This is a genomic window from Rhodococcus sp. USK10 (assembly GCF_019378875.1).
Classification (GTDB): Bacteria; Actinomycetota; Actinomycetes; order Mycobacteriales; family Mycobacteriaceae; genus Rhodococcus_F; species Rhodococcus_F pseudokoreensis.
Genome location: NZ_CP076047.1, coordinates 1,187,986 through 1,207,963 on the forward strand (window position 1 = coordinate 1,187,986; position 19,978 = coordinate 1,207,963).

18 protein-coding genes and 2 pseudogenes are annotated in these 19,978 nt (G+C 64.2%); 11 read left to right on the forward strand and 9 right to left on the reverse strand.

Going from position 1 to position 19,978, the window contains the following annotated elements; translation table 11 throughout:
• Positions 1–496: 496 nt before the first annotated feature.
• The 6 genes from I1A62_RS06100 to I1A62_RS06125 all read right to left on the reverse strand — a co-directional run bounded on the left by I1A62_RS06100 (position 497) and on the right by I1A62_RS06125 (position 5,630).
• Positions 497–1,198 (reverse strand): TetR/AcrR family transcriptional regulator, encoded by a 702-nt coding sequence (locus I1A62_RS06100; protein WP_219454760.1) that lies wholly within the window; start codon positions 1,196–1,198, stop codon positions 497–499.
• A gap of 155 nt (positions 1,199–1,353) precedes the next feature.
• Positions 1,354–1,737: a Zn-ribbon domain-containing OB-fold protein gene (locus I1A62_RS06105; protein ID WP_219454762.1), complete on the reverse strand. Its 384-nt coding sequence runs from the start codon at positions 1,735–1,737 to the stop codon at positions 1,354–1,356.
• A 25-nt stretch (positions 1,738–1,762) separates the two neighbouring features.
• Entirely contained in the window at positions 1,763–2,926 is a 1,164-nt protein-coding gene (locus I1A62_RS06110) for a thiolase family protein (RefSeq protein ID WP_219454764.1), read from the reverse strand.
• A gap of 41 nt (positions 2,927–2,967) precedes the next feature.
• The gene (locus I1A62_RS06115) at positions 2,968–4,200 is read right to left on the reverse strand and encodes an NAD(P)/FAD-dependent oxidoreductase (RefSeq protein WP_219454765.1); all 1,233 of its coding nucleotides are present in this window, start codon (positions 4,198–4,200) and stop codon (positions 2,968–2,970) included.
• 6 nt (positions 4,201–4,206) lie between these two features.
• Positions 4,207–4,401, reverse strand: coding sequence for a ferredoxin (locus tag I1A62_RS06120; protein ID WP_219454767.1), 195 nt, complete (start codon positions 4,399–4,401; stop codon positions 4,207–4,209).
• Positions 4,398–5,630, reverse strand: a complete 1,233-nt coding sequence (locus I1A62_RS06125) for a cytochrome P450 (RefSeq protein WP_219454768.1) — start codon at positions 5,628–5,630, stop codon at positions 4,398–4,400. Before I1A62_RS06125 ends, I1A62_RS06120 begins: the two co-directional genes overlap by 4 nt.
• A 189-nt stretch (positions 5,631–5,819) precedes the next feature.
• Between I1A62_RS06125 and I1A62_RS06130 the strand changes: the two genes are divergently transcribed.
• The 11 genes and pseudogenes from I1A62_RS06130 to I1A62_RS06170 form a co-directional block, all read left to right on the forward strand.
• Entirely contained in the window at positions 5,820–7,475 is a 1,656-nt protein-coding gene (locus I1A62_RS06130) for a fatty acid--CoA ligase (protein WP_219454770.1), read from the forward strand.
• 72 nt (positions 7,476–7,547) lie between these two features.
• A complete protein-coding gene (locus I1A62_RS06135; protein ID WP_219454772.1) occupies positions 7,548–8,576 on the forward strand; it encodes an LLM class F420-dependent oxidoreductase in 1,029 nt (342 codons plus the stop codon).
• Between the two features lie 334 nt (positions 8,577–8,910).
• Complete coding sequence (locus I1A62_RS06140) at positions 8,911–10,008, forward strand: NAD(P)-dependent alcohol dehydrogenase (RefSeq protein WP_219454773.1); 1,098 nt, start codon at positions 8,911–8,913, stop codon at positions 10,006–10,008.
• 30 nt (positions 10,009–10,038) lie between these two features.
• Positions 10,039–11,481, forward strand: a complete 1,443-nt coding sequence (locus I1A62_RS06145) for an aldehyde dehydrogenase (protein WP_219454775.1) — start codon at positions 10,039–10,041, stop codon at positions 11,479–11,481.
• A gap of 202 nt (positions 11,482–11,683) precedes the next feature.
• On the forward strand, positions 11,684–12,526 hold the full coding sequence (locus tag I1A62_RS06150) for a LuxR C-terminal-related transcriptional regulator (RefSeq protein ID WP_257890531.1): 843 nt from the start codon (positions 11,684–11,686) through the stop codon (positions 12,524–12,526).
• Between the two features lie 218 nt (positions 12,527–12,744).
• Entirely contained in the window at positions 12,745–13,059 is a 315-nt protein-coding gene (locus I1A62_RS47100) for a hypothetical protein (RefSeq protein ID WP_374710701.1), read from the forward strand.
• A 90-nt stretch (positions 13,060–13,149) separates the two neighbouring features.
• Positions 13,150–14,334, forward strand: a complete 1,185-nt coding sequence (locus I1A62_RS06160) for a thiolase family protein (RefSeq protein ID WP_219454776.1) — start codon at positions 13,150–13,152, stop codon at positions 14,332–14,334.
• Positions 14,335–14,375: 41 nt separating this feature from the next.
• Positions 14,376–15,905 carry an MFS transporter gene (locus tag I1A62_RS46055; protein ID WP_257890485.1) on the forward strand — a complete coding sequence of 510 codons (1,530 nt, stop codon included), beginning with the start codon at positions 14,376–14,378 and terminating at the stop codon, positions 15,903–15,905.
• Positions 15,892–15,954 (forward strand): hypothetical protein, encoded by a 63-nt coding sequence (locus I1A62_RS46060; RefSeq protein WP_257890532.1) that lies wholly within the window; start codon positions 15,892–15,894, stop codon positions 15,952–15,954. Before I1A62_RS46055 ends, I1A62_RS46060 begins: the two co-directional genes overlap by 14 nt.
• Positions 15,955–16,172: 218 nt before the next feature.
• Positions 16,173–16,451, forward strand: a pseudogene (locus I1A62_RS46065) (alpha/beta hydrolase); the annotation flags it as partial.
• A gap of 959 nt (positions 16,452–17,410) precedes the next feature.
• Positions 17,411–17,650, forward strand: a pseudogene (locus I1A62_RS06170) (transposase); the annotation flags it as partial.
• 267 nt (positions 17,651–17,917) lie between these two features.
• On the opposite strand, the gene I1A62_RS06175 reads toward I1A62_RS06170, so the two are convergent.
• From I1A62_RS06175 to I1A62_RS47105, 3 genes are read right to left on the reverse strand one after another with little or no spacing between them, the layout of a single operon-like run.
• Positions 17,918–19,186, reverse strand: a complete 1,269-nt coding sequence (locus tag I1A62_RS06175; protein WP_219454779.1) for an NAD(P)/FAD-dependent oxidoreductase — start codon at positions 19,184–19,186, stop codon at positions 17,918–17,920.
• Positions 19,183–19,482, reverse strand: a complete 300-nt coding sequence (locus I1A62_RS06180) for a ferredoxin (RefSeq protein ID WP_308340744.1) — start codon at positions 19,480–19,482, stop codon at positions 19,183–19,185. The genes I1A62_RS06175 and I1A62_RS06180 overlap by 4 nt, the downstream gene beginning before the upstream one ends.
• A complete protein-coding gene (locus I1A62_RS47105; protein ID WP_374710687.1) occupies positions 19,398–19,949 on the reverse strand; it encodes a cytochrome P450 in 552 nt (183 codons plus the stop codon). The genes I1A62_RS06180 and I1A62_RS47105 overlap by 85 nt, the downstream gene beginning before the upstream one ends.
• Between the last annotated feature and the right edge of the window lie 29 nt (positions 19,950–19,978).

Below are 19,978 nucleotides of genomic sequence, written 5' to 3' on the forward strand. Positions count from 1 at the left end.
AACCACGGAGAGCGATCGGTATTGCGGCCGCACAGTCGACGCAGTGCTGATTTGCCGCGAGGACACCTACCGGCAGAGATCGTGTCTCGTTCGCAAGTTATTGCTGTGCAACCAGTTCCGTCGCCATGCGTATTACACACCGGGTCGGCAGGGATGCGTACGCTCGGCCGCGGCCGCCTGACAAAGCTACGGCGTGCGATCTCTAGCGGGTGTCGCCGTGGTGAGTACCCTTATGCCTTTGGGTGCAGATCGGAAGCGTCCGAAGGGCGGTGGCGAGCGCGCCGGGCACCCGGGCGGTGCAGCGAGCTAGCTCGTGACGGCTCTCCCAGCCCGCAGCTGACTGACCGAACCCGAGCGGCAAAAGGCGCAGTATCAAGCGGGGGCCGATGCCCATGACCCCATTTCCCGCTATGCATGTGCGTGCCGAATAGGCAGGTTTGGTCGACCGTCGGCGGCGGCGCTCATGTTGGTATCGGCGGCCGTCACGATGCGGTGATCAGGATGCAGCGAGCCCGCTGTCGGATTCGGCGGACGCTTCGAGCAGGCACTGGCGCGCGGTCTGGGCAGCCAGTCCTTTCGGATCCGACAACCCCGGTAGCGCCGTGCGACGGACCAGGAGACTGCCCAGCACGAGATCGACCAGTGCGGCGCCGACCTCTTCGGCGGATTCGTCACCGCTCGGGTCGAACCAGGTGTAGGCCCATTGCGCGGACCCGAACATCAGCAGTGACTGAATCCGCAGATCCGTCTTCCGAAGCCGTCCCGCGGCGACGCCGGCCTCGATCACCGTTCGCACCAGCTGGATGTACTCGGCGCGTAGTTCGAGCCCCTCGGTGTCGATGTCGAGCGCTGCCAGGCGCATGACCTCGCGCTGGAACGCGATCGTGGCATCGCGGTCGTGCTCCTGGTAGAGGATGAACGCGAACAACAGTCCCGCGAGTTGCTGTTCGGGGTGCTCGAGTTTGCCGACCAGTAGCTTCGCTTCGGTAAGGCGGCGGCGCATGTAGGACGTGTGTAGGGCGGCGAGTAGGCGATCCTTGGTGCCGTAATGATGGACGATCGTGCCCTTGGAGATCGACAACTCGTTGGCGATGTCGCTCAGGTTCGTTCCGTCGTAGCCGAACTGCGCCACTTTCTGCGTGAAGACCTCGAGGATCTGGTTGGCTTTCCCGGCCAGCCGGGTTCCGGCCTTTGCCATCGCGCTACCTCCACCTCGTTCGCGGTCCCTGATCCGGAGTTAGTCTAAGCGCGTCGATCACTCGTGGATCCGTCGCACCGTCAATGTCGTGCTCGGCGCACAGGTCGGCGAGGTGCGCCACGCGACGATCACGGAGGCGCTCACCGGGTTTGTGCTCATGTGATGAGAACGAACGCCGGGATCGCCTCACCCTCGACCAACTCGACGATGTTCAACCGCACCGGCGTGGACGCGGGGACGTCGGCTGCGGTGGTGACGTCGAGGATGCGGCTGGCAAGCCACGGTCCTTCACAAAGCTCGACCAGCGCAAGCACGGTTGGTCCGGGCGAACTCGCGTGGTCGACGACTGCGGACACCACCACGCCGTCACCAGCGGAGCCGACCCAGGTGAGTTCGTCGCTGTGGCATGAGCTGCAGCTGAGGGTATCGGGCCGGCAGACGTGCCCACATCGGGTGCATGACCGCAACATGAACCGGCCCTCCCGGAGGGCATCGAAGTACGGTGCCGAGGTCTCGTCCCGGACGGCGGGAAATGTCATCGTGTTCCTTCTCCGTTGCTGGTGTTCACGCCGAGCTGGTGGCGAGAACCAGGGTGCCGTGGTGGTCGAGAATGCCGCCGTTGCCGCTGACGATGGCGGTGCCGTGCCGGGCGACCTGCCGAACCCCGGCCTCGCCGCGCAATTGAGTGAGCCCTTCGATGAGCGGAGTCATGCCCCACAGGTAGAACGAGGACAGTTGCCCGCCGCCGGTGTTGGTGGGCAGGGCGCCGCCGGGGGCGAGTGCCCCGCTGGCGGCGAGTTCCCCGGCCTCGCCCTTGCCGCAGAATCCGTAGTCCTCGAGGGTCACGAGGAGGGTGTAGGTGTAGCAGTCGTAGATCTCCCGCAGATCGATGTCGTCGACGGTCATTCCGGCCATCTTCAGCGCTGCCGGCCCGGATGCGGCGGCGCCGGTAACGAGGCCGAAATCGCTGTCACGTTCGAGGACGTATCCCGGGTGGGCTTGGCCCCACCCGCGGACCTGCACCGGTGTGTTCGGCAGATCCCGTGCCCGCTCCGGGGTGGTCACCACGACTGCGCCGCCACCGTTGGAGACCAGGCAGCAGTCGAGCAGATGCAGCGGTTCGACCACCCAGCGCGACTGGTGGTACTCGTTGAGGGTCAGCGGTGTCCGCATCTGGGCCACCGGGTTGTCGAGTGCCCATGCTCGTTGGGACACCGCCACGGCGCCGAGGTGGGAGGAGGTGACGCCGTAGTGGTCCATGTAGCGGCGAGCGGCCAGTGCGTATCGGTGATTGACGCTGGTGAACCCGGCTGCGGTCTCGGCGCTGCGGAAGCCCGTCGCCGTCAGGGAGCTGGTCCGGTACGCGTGCGCGCCGCCGGTGTCCTGCTTCTTGGGGTCGTCGGCGAAAACGCACACCACCGTCTCCGCTTCGCCGGACAGCACCGCCTTCGAGGCCTGGGCGATCATGATGGCGGCCGAGGCGCCGAAAGCGTTGATCTCGCTGAGCAGTCGCAAGTTCTCGAGCCCCAGGGTGCGAGCGAGGGTCAGGTTCAGATCGGTGCCCGCTCGGGCGTTGACGAGGAGCCCGTCGACGTCGCCGAGGGACAACCCGGCGTCGGCTACAGCCAACCGGACCGCCTCCGCGGCGAATCCACGCGCGGTCTTCCCGAAGACCTTGCCCACTTCGGTGAGGCCGTATCCGACGATGGTGGCGTTGCGCTCTGGCATCGACCCTCTTTTCTGCAGTGTCTCCGGTGGGCCCTGATGAGTCAGCGGGCCGCGTCGAGCGCCGCGTCCTTGTGCTGGCGAGTGCGCGCGTAATCGAGCGCTTGCTCCCAGCTCGCACTCTTGGCGATCAGGGCACGATATTTCATGATGTGGGTCTGGTGGTCGAGGGCCAGCGCGCCCACCACCCGGTCGCCGCGGCGGTAGAGCGCCACGAACTGGCCGTCCTCGAGATGTCCGGTGACGGTGCGTATTTCGTCGGCCTCGGGCACTCCCACGAATTGGATCCGGGTGTCGTACCAGTCGGACCAGAAATAGGGCACGGTGCTGTACGGCTTCGCGGCCTGGGGGTCGAGCGCGTTGCGGACGGCGAGGGCTCCCTGCTCTGCGGCACTGGTCCAGTGCTCGAGCCGCATGGATGCATCGAACAGCGGATTGTGCCAGCGAGCGACGTCGCCGGCGGCGTAGACCCCCGGCAGCGAGGTCGCCATGGTTTCGTCGCAGACGACACCGCGGTCGAGTGTGATGCCCGAGGTCTCGAGCCACTCGGTGGCGGGGTCCGCGCCGACGCCGACCACGACCAGATCTGCCTCGAGAGTTGATCCGTCCGACAATTGAACTGCCTCGACGTGTCCGTTGCCGAGGACCTTCTCGACCCCGACGCCGCAGCGCAGGTCGACTCCGTTGCGCCGGTGAAGGTCCGCGCAGGCACGGCCCATGTCCGTACCGATCGCGCGCACCAGGGGGACCGGCAGGGCCTCGACCACGGTGACGTCCAGGCCTCGTTTGCGTGCCCCCGAGGCAACCTCGGAGCCGATGAATCCGGCACCGACGACCACTGTGCGGGCCCGGTTGTCGAGGGCGGTGCGCACGGTGACTGCGTCGTCGAGTGTGCGGAGGGTGACCACGCCGGCCATGGCAGCCGTGCCCGGCAGCATCCGCGCCGACGATCCGGTCGCGATGACGGCGATGTCGTAGGGCAGTGAGCCGTGCGAGGTGTGAATCACTTTCTCATCCGGGTCGAGCCGGGTGGCGACGGTGCCGAGACGGAGGTCGATTCCCACGTCGTCGAGGGCGTTGCGGGCACGGAAGGTGGTGTCCGGTGGTGTCGGCGACGGGTCGAGGTACGCCTTCGACAGCGGGGGACGGTCGTAGGGCAGATGTTCCTCGGCGCCGACGAGGGTCACCGATCCGGTGAAGCCGGCCTTGCGGGCGGCCTCGGCGGCGCGCAGGCCCGCCAGTGACGCCCCGACCACTACGAGATTCTGTTCGGTCATGGTCGGTCAGTCCTCGATGAGGGTGAGTGCCTCGGTGGGGCACCCTTCGATGGCGGCGCGGACGTCGCCGATGACACTGTCATCGGCGTCCTCGCGCAGCAGCAGCAGCCCGCCGGCATCGTCGATTTCGAAGATGTCCGGGGCGAGGGATTCGCAGATACCGAGGCCGGTGCACTTGGTGCGGTCGACACAGATCTTCATGACGTGGCCTTTCCGAGGTGAACGGGCAGCTTCTTGATCCCGTTGATGAAGTTCGACCGGAACCGGTCCGGGGGGCCGGTGACCTGCCAATGCGGGAAGCGCGTGAACAGGGCTTCGAGCAGCACCTTCGCCTCGAGGCGGGCGAGGCTGTTGCCCAGGCAGAAATGGGTGCCGGCGCCGAAGGCGAGGTGATTGGCGGCGCCGCGGTCGATGCGGAAGGTGTCCGGGTCATCGAACTGGGCTTCGTCCCGGTTGGCCGAGACGTAGAACATGACAACCTTCTGTCCCTCGTGCAGCTGCTTGCCGCCGAGTTCGGTCGACCGGGTTACCGTGCGCCGGAACTGGATGACGGGGGAGTGGAACCGGAGCACCTCCTCGATGGCCTTCGGCAGCAGCGCCGGATCGTCGGCGAGCTTCTCACGTTCACCGGGGTGTTCGCCGAGGGTGAGGATCGCGCCGGTCAGCAGGTTGCGGGTCGTTTCGTTTCCGGCGATGACCAGCAACTGGAAGAAGCGGTTGAGCTCTTCGCTCGACAGACGAGCGCCGTCGACCTCGGCATTGACGATCAGGGACCATACATCGGAGCCGGGTTCGACGCGCTTGGCCTTGGTCTGCGCGTTGGAGTATTTGAACATCTCGATGAACGCGGAGAGGAACGCCTCACGCCCGCCGTAGGAGGGGTCGTCGAGCCCGACCATCCGATTGGTCCAGTCGTAGAGCAGGTGCCGATCCTCGGACGGCACGCCGAGGACGTCAGCGAGGACCCGCAGCGGCATCTCCGCCGAGACATGCTCGACGAGGTTGATCTCACCGTCGTCGGGCAACGCAGCGACGATGTTATGGGCGTGGGCGGTGATGCTGTCGAACATGCCCCGCACCATTTTCGGGGTGAAAACCTTGCTGACGATCGATCGCATCTGGGAGTGGTCCGGGGGGTCGAGGTTGAGCATCATCTGCTGCAGGGCCGCCAGATCCTGCGGCCGCTGATCACGCAGGAACGAGGAGCCCTTGTAGGAGGAGAAGACGTCTGGGTTCTTCGAGACGGTCATCACGTCGTCGTAACGGGTGACTGCCCAGAACCCGGGACCGCCGGCGAAACCCTCGCTGGCCGGTTCCTCGATCCAGGCCACCGGCTCGTGGCGACGGAGCTCGGCGAACACCTGATGGGGAACTCCGTGGAGGTACGCGTCGGGACTTCCGAGGTCGGTGTGCAGGGCCGATAACGTCATGGCGTTTCCTTCAGGGGCTGGCAGGAAGGGGATGGTCGAGCAGAGGATCAGCAAAACATCTTGACTGACCGTACGTACGGTCTATGGTAGGGAGCAGCTGTCCGCGGGTCAAGACCGGCTCGGTTCCGTAAATCCGGCCGACGGGGCAGCGGAACGACACTGATTCCTCACCGCCAGGACGGACCTGCCATGCACAGCACCATGCAAGATGTCGATCTCCTCGTGTCGGATTTGTTCCTGCACGGCCTTCGCACACACCCCGACAGTGCGGTTCTGCACTATCGGGCGGGCGAGGTACGGCGAGTGTCGTTCCGGGAGTTCGGGACGGCGGTGACCTCCCTGGCCGCCGGTCTGCGCCGCCTCGGCGTGTCCGAGGACGATGTCGTTGCCACGTTGTGCTGGAACAGCCCGGCGCATCTGGCCGCCTATTTCGCGGTACCGGGAATGGGGGCGGTGCTGCACACACTGAACCTGCGACTACACGACGATCAGATCGTCTACATCGCCAATCACGCCGCGGACAAGGTGATCCTCGTCGACGCCGACCTGGTGCCCCAGCTGCAGCGGGTCATCGACCGGCTCCCCACCGTCGAGCACGTGATCGTCGCGGGCGAGGCGGACCTGACCGTTCCCACCGGTGTGCAACTGCACCGCCTCGACGACATGCTGGACACCGAGACCGACTTCCGGTGGCCGCGCCTCGATGAGCGCAGCGCCGCCGCGCTCTGCTACACCACCGGCACCACCGGCGACCCGAAAGGCGTGGCCTACAGTCACCGGTCCATCTACCTACACAGCCTGCAGATCTCCACCGGCAGCGCCTTCGGCTTCTCCGACGCCGACCGGGTCCTGCCGATCGTGCCGATGTTCCACGCCAACGCCTGGGGCTGGCCACACGCCGCCTGGACCAGCGGGGCCGACATCATCCTCAACGACCGATATCTCCAGATCGACCACCTGGCCCGCATCATCACCGACCTCGCGCCCACCGCCGCCGCGGCCGTGCCGACACTGTGGACCGGCCTCGACGAGTACGCCCGAACCCACCCGGTCGACTTCACCAGCCTGCGTCTGGCCGTATCCGGCGGCTCCCCGCTGGCGGCTGCCTTGGTCCGCAGTATGCAGTCCCGACACGGCGTCCGGTTGACCCAGGGATGGGGGATGACCGAAACCAGCCCCCTCCTGACCTTCTCCCGGCCACCCCACAACACACCCGACGCCGACCTGGCGCAGTGGGCGAGCCTGACCGGCCGCATCGTCCCCGGAGTGCAGGCGCGCATCGTCGACGAATACGGCGACGAGTTGCCCTGGGACGGCGAATCCATCGGGGAAGTCCAGCTGCGCGGCGCGACGATCGCGGGCAGCTACTTCCGCACCGAGGCCTCCGACAAATTCGACGACGGCTGGTTGCGCACCGGCGACCTCGGGGTCCTGCACGAGGGCGGATGGATCCAGCTCAAGGACCGGCTCAAGGACGGCATCAAGAGCGGCGGGGAATGGATCTCCACGGTCGAACTCGAGAACGCCCTGCTCGAGCACGACGCCGTCGCCGAGGCCGCGGTCATCGGAGTACCCGACCCGAAATGGGAGGAACGCCCCTTCGTCTGCATCACACTGGCGCCCGGCGCGACCGCCACCGCACCCGAACTGCTCGCCTTCCTCGACGGCAAGGTCGCCCGCTGGTGGCTCCCCGAACGGTGGGCCTTCGTCAACACCCTTCCCAAGACCAGTGTCGGCAAGCTGGACAAGAAGGACCTGCGCCGGAGCTACGACGCCGACGAATTGGTGGTCAACGACCTGCGGACTGTCCGGACGAGCGACAGCGCGCTTCCACCGTCTCAGTAGACACCACCACCGGATCCGCATACCTCGACAACAAGACACACCAATGACGACGACGTAAGGACAAGCAAAACAATGAAATTGGGATTCCACCTGGGCTATTGGTCTACCGCGCCGTCGGACGATGAACGAGCGGCCTTCTCCCGTGCGGAGAGTCTCGGCTACGACTCGGTCTGGACTGCCGAGACCTACGGATCCGACTGCTTAACCCCCTTGGCGTGGTACGGCGCCTCAACCAGTACCGTCAGGTTGGGCACCAACATCCTGCAAATGTCGGCGCGGACCCCAGCGGCGACTGCCATGGCGGCGATGACACTGGACCACCTGTCTCGCGGCCGCTTCATCCTGGGTTTGGGCGTCTCCGGGCCACAGGTCGTCGAGGGATGGTACGGGCAGCCGTATCCCCGACCGCTCGCTCGCACAAGAGAATACGTCGAACTCGTCCGTAAGTTCGTGCGACGAGACGAACCCGTGAGTCACGACGGTTCGTTCTACCAACTCCCGCTGCACGGTGGCTCCGGCCTCGGAAAGCCACTTCGGTCCATGATCCACCCCATTCGTACCGAGATCCCGATCTATCTCGGGGCCGAGGGGCCAAAGAACATCGCACTCGCCGCCGAGATAGCCGATGGCTGGCTGCCGATCTTCTATTCACCCCGAATGGACGACTTCTACCGAGGAGCGCTGGAGGAAGGATTCTCGAAACCCGGGGCTCGCCGATCTCTCGACGATTTCGACATCGCCGCCACGGTCCCCATTGTCATCGACGACGACATCGAGAAGGCAGCCGACGTGATCCGGCCCAACATCGCGCTCTACGTCGGTGGAATGGGCGCGAAGGAGGCCAACTTTCACAATCAAGTGTTCGTGCGCATGGGTTACGAAGCGGAATGCGCACGCATTCAGCGTCTCTACCTGGAGGGGCACAAATCCGAAGCAATAGCGTCGGTGCCCCTGGCCATGGTCGAGGACGTCGCCCTCGTCGGATCACGAGACAAGATCAAAGAAGACCTCGTTCGATGGGAGAAGACGGCGGTCAAAACGCTGCTACTCCAGGGTCTCGGTTACTCCTCGATCGAGGCGGTTGCAGAATTTCTCGCATAATGAGACGTGCAGCACGCGGTGGGGAAGGGTAGCGCCCCGATGGTCGATAAGTGATGACCACATGTTCGACGAACTACGAATCACAGTGTTGCTCAACTGCTTTACGTGACAGCGGCAGCGGGTGTCGTGACGACGATGGGGGATGGGCTCGCGCCGCGATCCCCTGGGCGTCCCTCGTGGCGAATGCGTTGAGGAGGCGCTCGATCGCGTCCTCGCAGTCCCGCACGATATCGAAACGCATGGACCTGGTCTGGCGACCTCGTCAACTGCTATTGACCGTACAGACGGTCAGCTGTACGTTCTGGTTACCGCACCGAACAGAGGGAGCTTTCCGATGCGCATCGAAGCCGCAGTGCTGCGTCACCACGACGCACCGTTCGAGATCGAGACGGTGGAATTGGCCGACCCGACCGGCGGCCAACTACGGGTTCGCATCGCCGGTGTCGGGTTCTGTCACACCGACGTCCTGCCCAGAGACCCGTCGTTCCTCGCCCAGCCGCCGATCGTGGTCGGCCACGAGGGGGCCGGAGTCGTCGAGGAAGTCGGCGCCGGCGTCACCGGCATCGAGGTCGGTGATCATGTTCTGTTGTCGTTCGATTCCTGCGGGCAGTGCGAAAACTGCGTGGGTGGGCACCCGGCGTACTGTTTCGCGTTCTTCGCGCGCAATCTGTCCGGCCGCGGCCCCGATGGGCCCGGCCCGCTCACCGACGTGAACGGCAACGCCCTTGCGTCACGGTGGTTCGGTCAGTCCTCTCTGGCCACCCACGCGGTCGTCAGTGCCCGCAACGTCGTAGTTGTCGACAAGGATCTACCGCTGCATCTGCTGGGTCCGCTGGGATGCGGGATCCAGACCGGCGCCGGGTCCGCGCTGATCGCCTTGAAAGTCGGTACGGGAGACGCGTTCGCCGTGTTCGGTGCCGGAGCGGTGGGTCTGTCGGCGGTCATGGCCGCGCGGGTCGCCGGTGCCTCCCGGATCATCGCCGTCGACTTGCACGCGAGTCGCCTGAATCTCGCCCTCGAACTCGGTGCGACGGACGTGATCGAGGGATCCGCTGACGATATCGCGCGCCAGATTCGGAAGCTGACCGGAGGCGGAGTGCACGCCGCCCTCGACACCACCGGGGTCCCGCAGGTCATCGCCTCGGCGATCGACAGCCTCCGGCCCACCGGAACCGTCGGTCTCGTCGGCGCCGCAACCCGCGAACTGGTCCTCGCCCCGGCCGCGCTGGCAGCCGGAAAGAACATCATGGGAATCCTCGAAGGCGACGCTGTCCCGCAGTTGCTGTTGCCCCGACTGATCGAACTCTGGCGTCAGGGCCGGTTTCCGTTCGATCGGCTGATCCGCACCTACCCGCTCTCCGAGATCTCAGTCGCCGAGGCAGACGCCGCCAGCGGCGCGACCATCAAACCGGTTCTTCTCCCGCATCCCTGACCGCGCACCACGACGACCGAGGTTCCCCACATGAAGTACACCCGATCGCAGCTGTTCATCGACGGCCGATGGCATACGCCATCCACCTCCGACCGCATCACGGTTACCTCGCCGACCACCGAGGAACCCGTCGGGTCGGCGCCGGACAGCACCCCAGCCGACGTCGACGCCGCAGTTTCCGCAGCCCGCCGCGCGCTGCGTGCACCCGAGTGGTCTGCGTTGGAACCGGCTGAACGTGCCGACATCCTGCGTCGTTTCGCCGATGCGCTCGACCGGCGACGAGAGGAAACGGCCGCGATCGTGACCGACGAGAACGGCATGCCTGCAGCGATATCTCTGGCGGCGGAGGGCAGCGGCCCGGTTGCGACGCTGCGGTACTACGCCGATCTCACCGAGAAGACACCCGTCGAGACCCCGCGCATCTCCGCGAACGGTCGGTCCACCACGATCGTGCGCCGCGAGCCGATCGGCGTTGTCGCCGCGATCATTCCGTGGAACTTTCCCCAGTCGCTGACCATGTTCAAGCTCGCCCCCGCACTCGCTTCCGGCTGCACCGTGGTCCTCAAGCCTGCACCCGAAACCGTGCTCGACGCCTTTCAACTCGCGGACGCGGCCGAAGAAGCCGGGCTGCCCGGCGGTGTGCTGAACATCGTGACCGGCGGCCGAGAGATCGGTGCCTATCTGGTCGCTCACCCCGAGGTGAACAAAATCGCTTTCACCGGGTCGACCGCCGCCGGCAGGGTGATCGGGGAGACCTGCGGTCGCCTGCTGCGACCGGTGACCCTGGAACTGGGAGGCAAGAGCGCCGCCATCATCCTCGACGACGCGGACCTGGTGAGCGTCGCCAGGGGTCTGTCCTGGGCGAGCCTGCTCAACAATGGCCAGACCTGCTATCTGTCCTCTCGAATCCTTGCCCCCCGGTCTCGCTACCGCGAAACAGTCGACGCGGTAGCACATTTGGCATCCACTCTCGTGGTCGGGGACCCTGCCGACCTCGCCACCCGAGTGGGACCCTTGGTGTCCGAGCGCCAACGGCGCAGTGTGGAGGCGTACATCGACACCGGTAGACGAGAAGGCGCCACCGTCGCGGCCGGAGGCGGCCGGCCGAAACACCTCGACCGGGGATGGTTCGTGGAACCGACCGTGTTCGCCGACCTCGACAACTCGGCGACCGTCGCGCGGGAAGAGATCTTCGGGCCGGTCCTGACCGTCCTGCCGTATGACGACCTCGACGATGCCGTCGCAATCGCCAATGACTCCGAGTACGGGTTGGGCGGAACGGTCTGGACCTCCGATCCCGAAAAGGGCCTCGACCTGGCCCGTCGGATCGAGACCGGCAGCGTGGGTGTGAACTTTTTCGATCTCGACATCGGCGCCCCATTCGGGGGCGTCAAGGCCAGTGGTCTCGGCCGTGAACTGGGACCGGAAGGTCTGGACGCTTACGTCCGAACGAAATCGATGTACACCCGCTGATCAACCCGCCGGGTGCAGCGCACGAACTCGCTGTCCCGCAGTACGCGCCGCTCTTGCACCCGTCCTTGCGCGAGATGAAGAGAAGATGAGGGACTTCGTTCTCGGATCACGCGCCACCAGTCACGAGACCCGCCACGAGGAGGTAGAGGTGGCAGTTTCATGCGGCGAGGGTCCTCCCTACTGCGCCGAGGGCTCAGCACGGTTGCTCCGACCGCGAGATGACGATGCCCTTCGGGCCGAGCTACGCGTCATCGCAAAGGAGTTTGTGACACCTGCGGTCGTATTCGGCGGCCCCGTGTCCGAGGGAACACTGAAGATTTCCGAGACGCTCGGCACCAGAACTGCCGGATTGCGCGGACTGTCGATTTCACCGATGTTGGGACTTGGCGGGCGCGCGATCATCCAGCTTCGGCCGCAGTCGGTCGAGGATTACGCGACTGCACGGACCATCACTCACGACTACGACCGGCCGGTCATCAACGAAGGACTGCGATCCATCATCGCTGTACCGGTGGTAGTCGGCGGCGGAGCGCGCGCCATCATTTACGCCGCACTTCGTCAGTCCACACCGATCGGGGGTCGAATCCTCGACATGCTAGGCCGGGCCGGAGACCGACTCGCTGCCGAGATCAACATTCGAGATGAAGTCGACCGGCGGGTCGCGTTGATCGACACACTCGTCGAAGGAGGGCAAGCACCCGCAACATCGGCACTGATCGAAGGTATCCGCGAGATCCACACCGAGCTGCGGGTGCTAACCCGCACAACCCCCGACTCAGCACTCGCGACAAGTCTGCACGCTCTCGCCGACAAACTCGCTGGCCTGTCCCGCGGCGACCGCCCCGCCACCGACGTCACATTATCCGGTCGCGAGGTCGACGTCCTCACCTATGTTGCTCTCGGATGTACCAACTCGGTGGCGCAGCGGCTGTCGATCAAACCGGAAACGGTGAAGCACTACCTGCGTGGAGCGATGGGCAAGCTGGATGCTCGCTCCCGGGTCGAGGCGGTATCGCGCGCTCGCCGACTCGGGCTCCTCCCGTAACCCACGCGGCGCGGCTCCCCGAGGCCAACAATTGCTGTGACGCGCGCCCAACCTCCGGCACAGGCGACCATCGCAACCGTTTCCATAGGTAGATCCTCGCGGTCGACTCCCCCCACGACTCTCGTGTTCCGGATCGCTCTGACAAGTCGGGCCGCGCCGACTACTACACGTCACTCACAATCGGCGACCCGTTCGATCCGGCAACCGATCGCGGCCCGCTGTCGGTCGAACGAGCAAGAACCAGAACCGAAGCATTCGTCGCGGGGGCACTATCCGAAGGTGCAAGGGTCGCTTGCGGCGGCAGGATGCCGGACGGGATTTCGCGCGGCTACTACTACGAACCCACTTCCGACGCGGCGGCTGAAGTCGTCGAACCGGGTCGTTCCGTAGCAGGCCTCGCGAACGATCAGCATTGGCGACCGGGTTCCGACAACGCGCAAGGCCCGCGCAATGGAGCACTGGCCGGAAGGCGTCCAAGCGGCAAGGGCCGACAGCGATCCCGCATGTTCAGCGGCATGCCCCAAGCATACTGACTTTACAAAACCATAGCTAGCTCCTACAGTCGGGAGTCACGATCCGTTTCTGCGGATCGCGTCCCGTGGAGAGTTACGAGTGGAGATGTCATGAGTGGAAATGTCACCAGGGACGCAGTGATCGTCGAGGTTGTCCGAACCCCGGTGGGCCGAGGCAAGGCGAACGGAACCTTGCATGTCGAGCACCCTGTGGATTTGATGGCCCACAGCTTGCGGCAAGTGGTGCAGCGCAGTGGTATCGATCCCTCACTGATCGACGACGTGATCGGCGGCGTCGTGACCGCGGTTGGGGATCAGGCTTCGAACATGACGCGGCGCGCCGCGTTGGCAGCGGGTTTTCTTGAATCCGTGCCGGCGACGACCGTGGACCGGCAGTGCGGAAGCAGTCAGCAGGCAATCCATTTCGCCGCTCAAGGCGTGATCTCGGGAGCGTACGATCTCGCGATCGCGACCGGTTCCGAGTCTATGAGTCGCATTCCGATGGGTTCCAATCTTGTGGGTACCGAGGATCCGGCCGGTATCGACTTCGCTCAGCGATACCCGGACGGGCTGGTACCTCAGGGGATCAGTGCAGAACTGATCGCGGCGAAGTGGAAAATCAGCCGCACCGAGATGGACGAATTCGCCCTCACCAGCCATGCCCGGGCCGCGGCGGCGACACAGGAGGGACGGTTCGAGCGAGAAATCAGTCCAATTCGAGGTCTCGACCGCGACGAAGGCATTCGGACGGGATCAACACTGGAGAAGCTGGCCGGCCTCCGCCCAGCCTATTACGACGATGCGATGGCGACCCGCTTTCCGCAGATCGGCTGGAACGTCACCGCCGGCAATGCGAGTCAGGTCAACGATGGTAGTGCCGCCGTAATGATCACCACCAGCGAGAACGCGCGACGTCTCGGCTTGAAACCGCGTGCCCGACTGCATAGTTTCGCTGTCGTCGGCGATGATCCGCTGTACATGCTCACCGCTGTCATTCCGGCGACGCAGAAGGTGCTCACCAAGGCCGGTCTCGGTATCGGTGATATAGACCTGTTCGAGGTGAACGAGGCGTTCGCCTCGGTGGTACTCGCCTGGGCGCGTGAGACCGGCGCGGATCTGTCGAAAGTCAATGTCAACGGTGGCGCGATCGCGATCGGGCATCCACTCGGCGGGAGCGGCGCACGGATTATGACGACCCTCGTGAACGCTTTGGAGCAGCGCGGACAACGTTTCGGCCTGCAAGTGATGTGTGAGGCGGGCGGCCTGTCCAACGCCACCATCATCGAGCGCCTGTGATGTGGAATCGGTGGTTCTCCCTCGCCGCGGTGTGCCTAGGGATGATGCTCTCGTTCCTCAACATCACGGCCACGATTTCAGCGCTGGCATCGTTGCAACAGGATCTGCACATATCGAATGCGACTCTGGTCTGGATACCCAGCATCTACGCACTGGTGGTTGCCGCTCTGGTGCTGTCGACTGGAACGATCGGCGACGTTTATGGCCGTCGTCGCGCCTTCGTCGCGGGCACAGCGGTGATGGCGGTCGGCAGCGTCCTAACGGCAACTGCCGGTTCGGGATCGTGGGTCATCGTCGCTCAGGCTGTCACCGGAGTTGGTGGCGCATTGGTGCTTCCGAACAGTCTCGCGATAGTCAGTCACCTGTTTCCCGACCCCCGCGAACGCACCGAGGCCATCACTGTCTGGGCTGCCTGCTCGGGACTGGGACTGGCTCTCGGACCCTTGTCCGCAGGAGCGATTTTGTTGGCGTTCTCATGGCCGATCATTTTCCTCGTCAACAGCATTGCCGCCGTCCTTGTCACGGTCGTCGTGATGGTGGTTGTGCGTAAGGGATCGTCGGGGTCGGCGCGACTCGACTGGTACGGACTCGTCAGCGGTACCGTCGCCATCGCAGCATTCACGTATTGGGTCATCGATGGTTCGCACAACGGATTCTTTTCCAAGTCAGCATTATCCGCGATTACTCTGGCAGCCGTGGGAATTGCCACATTCTTCACTGTCGAGGTGCGGTCGGATCACCCTATGCTCGATCTACGCCTGTTCCGTTCGGCGTCGTTCTCTGCGGTCATGTTGGTCGCCGCGACCGCGATGTTTGGATTCACCGGCATTGCCCTGATCTCGGTCCTACTCCTCCAGAAGGTAGACGGACTCACCGCCTGGAGTACCGGTCTGCATTTGCTCGCCATGATGGGCACTTACGTGTTGGCGAGCGCCGTAGCTCCGAAAGTACTCGCTCGTATCGGTTTCAAAATCCCGCTCACCGCCGGCCTTGTGCTCGTGTCCCTCGGTGCAATAATGCTGCTGCGGGTTCGAGCCGACAGCGGTTCGATCGAGATCATCACCGGATTGATCGTAGTCGGAATCGGATTCGGCTTCCTGATTGCTCCTTCGACGGCTGCAGCGATGATCAGCGTCGAACCGCAGCGCGCCGGGATGGCAAGCGCCGCGATAAATATGGTGCGTCAGATCGGCGGAGTGCTGGGATCGAGTGTTCTCGGTTCCGTACTCACCGCGAAGTTCGCTTCAGAACTTCCCGGTCGGCTCGCCGAACGTGGCGTCCCCGGGCCCATAGTCGACGTTACTGCCGCCGGAGCGGCCAACGGAGCTGTATCTCCCGCAGTTGAATTCACCGATCAGATCTCGGGCGCCGTTGCAGAAGCCTTCACCGCAGCTTACCGCTCCGGCATCACCATTGCTGCTGTCACCTTCGCGATAGTTGCCGTGATCGCGGCCGTGTTCGTCACCTCTCGCCCTACCCACACCTCCAAGAAGGAGACATCACATGACGTCAGTACTCATCACCGGAGCATCGTCGGGAATCGGACGAGCGACAGCGATCGAGTTCGCTGAGCGAGGGTTTCGTGCTATAGCGACCGCGCGTGATCCCAAGACCCTCTGACCGTCGATCAACGGCTTGCTCTCGACGTGACGAATCAGACCAGTGTCGACGCTGTCATCGACGCGGCAGGGACATCGACGTCCTCGTCCCCAATGCCGGAGTGATTTTTCACGCCGCAGTCGAAGCAACCCCTCTCTACAGCCCGAACACCTACGCCGACGCGCTGGCATCAGGAAGAGTTCCCGGCGTGGTTCGACCCAGTCGGCGGTGCCTCGGAAATGATTCCTGCACAGTCCTTCACCCGTCACGACGTCTCGTTCACCTCCGGCAAGGACAGTTGCGCCGCGGGGCTCTACCTGCCCACGGGGGTGACCTCGCCGCCGGTGGTGGTCCTCGGACACGGCCTTGGGGCCACCCGCGAGATGCGCCTGGACGCCTTCGTCGAGCGTTTCGCACGGGCTGGCATCGCCGCGCTGGCCTTCACCTACCGGCACTTCGGTGATAGCAGCGGCCAACCCCGCCAACTGCTGTCCATCAAACGTCAGCTAGCCGACTGGGGACGGTTCGGCGATGCCCGCCAATCCCAGCGTCAACCCAGCCCTGACCATTACCGCCCTGGCCGAATACGCCATGTCACAGATTCCCGCGCCGGGTCCCAAGATCACCGGCGCCCCGGCGTCGACTGGCCTAGTCAATCCGACAGCACGGCGATTAGGGTGAACGAGCAAGGTCGATCAGCCGGTGCTCGTCGCCAACGGCGACAACGACCTGATGGTCTCGATCGAGAGGTCGGCCGAGCTGGCCCGGGTCTTGCCCACCGCGGAGCTCGTCGACAACGAAAAGAAGGAATCACATGCCGTCTGTACTTCATCTGGACCTCGACGACCCTGGGGCGGCACAGGCCTGGGGCTCCTCCGTTTTGTGACTATCGTTGGCATCCTGCAGGTCTCGCGGGCAGTGGTCGACCAGCGGCTCTCAGACGAGACGCTCGCCCAAGGGAGTGCGGCACGCCCCTGCGTTTCTCGGCATCGAGTAGGACGGCTGACGGTCGACACGTCTCGATGTCCACGCGGTCAGGGCCCGATGGCAAGTGGCGTCCGTTGCTGACGCGGCTTTGTCCGTGGAGTAGGAGCCGACGTTGGGAACGCCGGCGGTGCTGGGCATGTTCTGGGACATCGACGAGGGGTCGTCGCGCAGGCAAACCGCTGTGAATCTCCTCGGCCCGGCGCCGCGCCCGACCGGACGGTGCGGCCCTCAGCCCTGTTCGGCGGCGAGTATGGTGTGGGCCGACCGGATGCCCCCCTCCAGCACGGCGTCGGACAGTTTGTGTCAGACAGCGCACGTGCGAGCTGCATCGTTCCGACCATCATGGCGAAGAGAGTGAGGGCTGTTCCGCGCGCCGACCCGGGGTCCTTTGGCGCCAGACGAGTGCAGATCTCGTCAAGGTTCACCTTGGCCCCCTTCGTATAGGAGCGCTTCGTCTCCTTCGCGCAGCGCCCGATCTCGTCGAGCATCGCTGCGGACGGGCAACCCGTGTCGCGGTGGTCGCGATGGTCCCGCGAGAGATACAAGCGTACGAACTCGCCTCACCGACGCAAGCCCCGACCTGCTGCGCAGCCTGCTGTCCACGTTCATCGACGCCCTGATGGGCGCCGAGGCCTATAGTCTGTGCGGCGCCGGTTTCGGTGAACGATCCGAGGCCCGCGTCAACAGCCGCAACGGGTACCGACACCGTGACTTCGATACCCGCGCTGCGTACCCCAGCGCGACTCCCGAAAGCTGATCTGACTATTCGCGGACGACAGGTGAGGAACTGTGAGTCTGTGCGCTGCGAGGACAAAGTGCCTGAAGGAGATCGACTCATCCGTTGAGCAAACGCTGCTGCGGGTCGATGCGGTGGAGTTCGATTTGTGAGGGACGATGGATTGTCGGGCGTCGCACGATGCTTCGGTGAGGAGAAATTCTGAAGGAATGGCTGACCACACCGCGCGAATGCCCGACATGTCCACCGAAAGGTCCTATTTCAGTGGGAATCTCTCAACGTCAGACGTTGGACCCGGAGTTGTGCGGAATGCGGGCATCTATCAGCGCGCGCTGCGCGCGCATTCGACCGTTGCTCTGTTGCTTTTCGCAGAAGAATCGTCGCTCGCGGCCAGTTGACGATGAAGCCGCCGACAAGGCGCTGTTCTTCGTCGGAGTACAGGACGGCCACCTTCGTGTGGGCTCCGTTGAATTCTCCGACAATCTCACTTTGACAGCCATGTCTGGGCTGGCCGACTATCTGGATCTTCCAATCATGGAGATCGCTCCAGACATAATCCACATGCCGATCTGTGTCTTCGATCGAATTGCCACAGAGTCGCCGACTCACCAAGTTAGCCTGCTCCACCGCACGGGTCCAGTGCTCGCCCCGGCGTGGAGTGAGCGCCTGGGGCATAGTCCAGCAAGCCACATCGCCGACAGCAGAGATGTCTGGTCTGCCGCTTGCCCGCCCTTGTTCGTCACACATCACTCCATCGCCGAGTGTGAGACCTGAGTCCGTAAGCCACTCCACATTCGGCGTTGCGCCGATTCCCACCACGACCGAAGTTGCGGACAACTCTGTACCGTTGTCGAGCAGTACGTGGATTCCCTCCGTGGACGAAGTCAGGGACGAGACCGCGCAGCCGAAATATGTCTCCACGGAGTGACGCTGATGAAGTTCGGTCAACTTCATTCCCACCTCAGAACCCAGACTTTGAACCAGCGGGGCGGCAGAAGGGGCCACGATCGAAACTCTCAGGTTGAGCGCCCGTGCCGCCGCCGCCACCTCGGATCCGATGAACCCTGCTCCAATGACAACCAGATGACCGGAGCCGGCCGAGGCATCGCCATGGAGCGCCTTTCTCAGCCCCAGGCAGTCGTCGAGCCCACGCAACACGTGAAGTCCAGGCATCTGCCCCCACGGTGATGGACGCGCCGAAGCCCCGGTTGCGATGATCAAATGGTCGTAGGGGACCTCTCGATGATTCGCCAGCGCAACTCGTTTCGCAGTCGTGTCCAGGGCGACTGCTGGTGTACCGAGCAAGAGTTCGATGGTGTCCGACGTCGCTTCGTGTTTGGTCAGCAGTGGTGTGGGCGAGATTTCAGTACGATCGGTCAACATATGTTTCGACAGTGGTGGCCGATCGTAAGGCAGGTGGGGTTCGCCGCCTACGACGATGATGCGGCCGAGCCAACCCTCCGTGCGGAGCGACTGAGCCGTGCGAATGCCCGCCACGGAGGAACCAACGATCAGCGCCGTGCCGCTCATCTGTCCACCCGTAGCGCATTCACCGGACATGCACGGGCGGCGCTCTCCGCTTTCCCGACATCGACCTCGTCGACTCGTTCCCTCATCACTACGACCACCCCATCGTCATCCAGATCGACGAGTTCGGGGGCCGCCATCACACAGTTTCCGTAACCCTCGCACCTTTCTCTGTCCGCGCGTATCTGAGGCATTTCCTGATCCTTTCTGAAGCTCATTGATGGACCACGACCGGTAACCGGTCGAGAGAGCGCGTGATGTTTGTGAATCTCCGTCGCGGTTCCCCTGCGGATTCCCATGTTCTGACGCGTCGGGTGAGTGACTCCAGGACCGCGTGAGCTTCCATCCGTGCAAGACCCTGGCCAGGGCACGCGTGGGTTCCTAGACCGAACGCGACATGGTCGACATTTTCGCGCCGGACATCGAATCGATCGGGGTCAGGGTATTTCCGCTCATCCCGGTTCGCGGCGCCGTAGAAGACGACTACTCGGACGTTCTCAGGTATTGAAAAGCCCTCTGTTGCGTAGGTTCGCCGGGTGACCCGGGAGAACGCTTGAATCGGGGACTCCATCCGAATCACCTCATTGAACGCACCGGGAATTAGTGCTGGATTCTCGCGTAATGCTTCCCATTGGTCCGGGTTTTCAACAAACAGCTGAACTGCACTGCCGATGGCGCTGGGGTAAGTCCCACGGCGTGGTGTGAATTCGGTGGGAAAGCGTAGCCGCAGCTCGGGCGTGTCGCTCCGAGTGTGTGGGTGGGCCATCGCGTAGTGATGAACGAGTTACCGACCAA

Coding starts and splice junctions, on each gene's coding strand:
- I1A62_RS06160 (WP_219454776.1), top strand. CDS start 13,150: ATGAGTGGAAATGTCACCAGGGACGCAGTGATCGTCGAGGTTGTCCGA.
- I1A62_RS06140 (WP_219454773.1), top strand. CDS start 8,911: ATGCGCATCGAAGCCGCAGTGCTGCGTCACCACGACGCACCGTTCGAG.
- I1A62_RS06135 (WP_219454772.1), top strand. CDS start 7,548: ATGAAATTGGGATTCCACCTGGGCTATTGGTCTACCGCGCCGTCGGAC.
- I1A62_RS06110 (WP_219454764.1), bottom strand. CDS start 2,926: ATGCCAGAGCGCAACGCCACCATCGTCGGATACGGCCTCACCGAAGTG.
- I1A62_RS46055 (WP_257890485.1), top strand. CDS start 14,376: ATGATGCTCTCGTTCCTCAACATCACGGCCACGATTTCAGCGCTGGCA.
- I1A62_RS06175 (WP_219454779.1), bottom strand. CDS start 19,186: ATGAGCGGCACGGCGCTGATCGTTGGTTCCTCCGTGGCGGGCATTCGC.
- I1A62_RS06130 (WP_219454770.1), top strand. CDS start 5,820: ATGCACAGCACCATGCAAGATGTCGATCTCCTCGTGTCGGATTTGTTC.
- I1A62_RS06125 (WP_219454768.1), bottom strand. CDS start 5,630: ATGACGTTATCGGCCCTGCACACCGACCTCGGAAGTCCCGACGCGTAC.
- I1A62_RS06105 (WP_219454762.1), bottom strand. CDS start 1,737: ATGACATTTCCCGCCGTCCGGGACGAGACCTCGGCACCGTACTTCGAT.
- I1A62_RS47105 (WP_374710687.1), bottom strand. CDS start 19,949: ATGGCCCACCCACACACTCGGAGCGACACGCCCGAGCTGCGGCTACGC.
- I1A62_RS06120 (WP_219454767.1), bottom strand. CDS start 4,401: ATGAAGATCTGTGTCGACCGCACCAAGTGCACCGGCCTCGGTATCTGC.
- I1A62_RS06115 (WP_219454765.1), bottom strand. CDS start 4,200: ATGACCGAACAGAATCTCGTAGTGGTCGGGGCGTCACTGGCGGGCCTG.
- I1A62_RS06145 (WP_219454775.1), top strand. CDS start 10,039: ATGAAGTACACCCGATCGCAGCTGTTCATCGACGGCCGATGGCATACG.
- I1A62_RS06100 (WP_219454760.1), bottom strand. CDS start 1,198: ATGGCAAAGGCCGGAACCCGGCTGGCCGGGAAAGCCAACCAGATCCTC.
- I1A62_RS06180 (WP_308340744.1), bottom strand. CDS start 19,482: ATGGGAATCCGCAGGGGAACCGCGACGGAGATTCACAAACATCACGCG.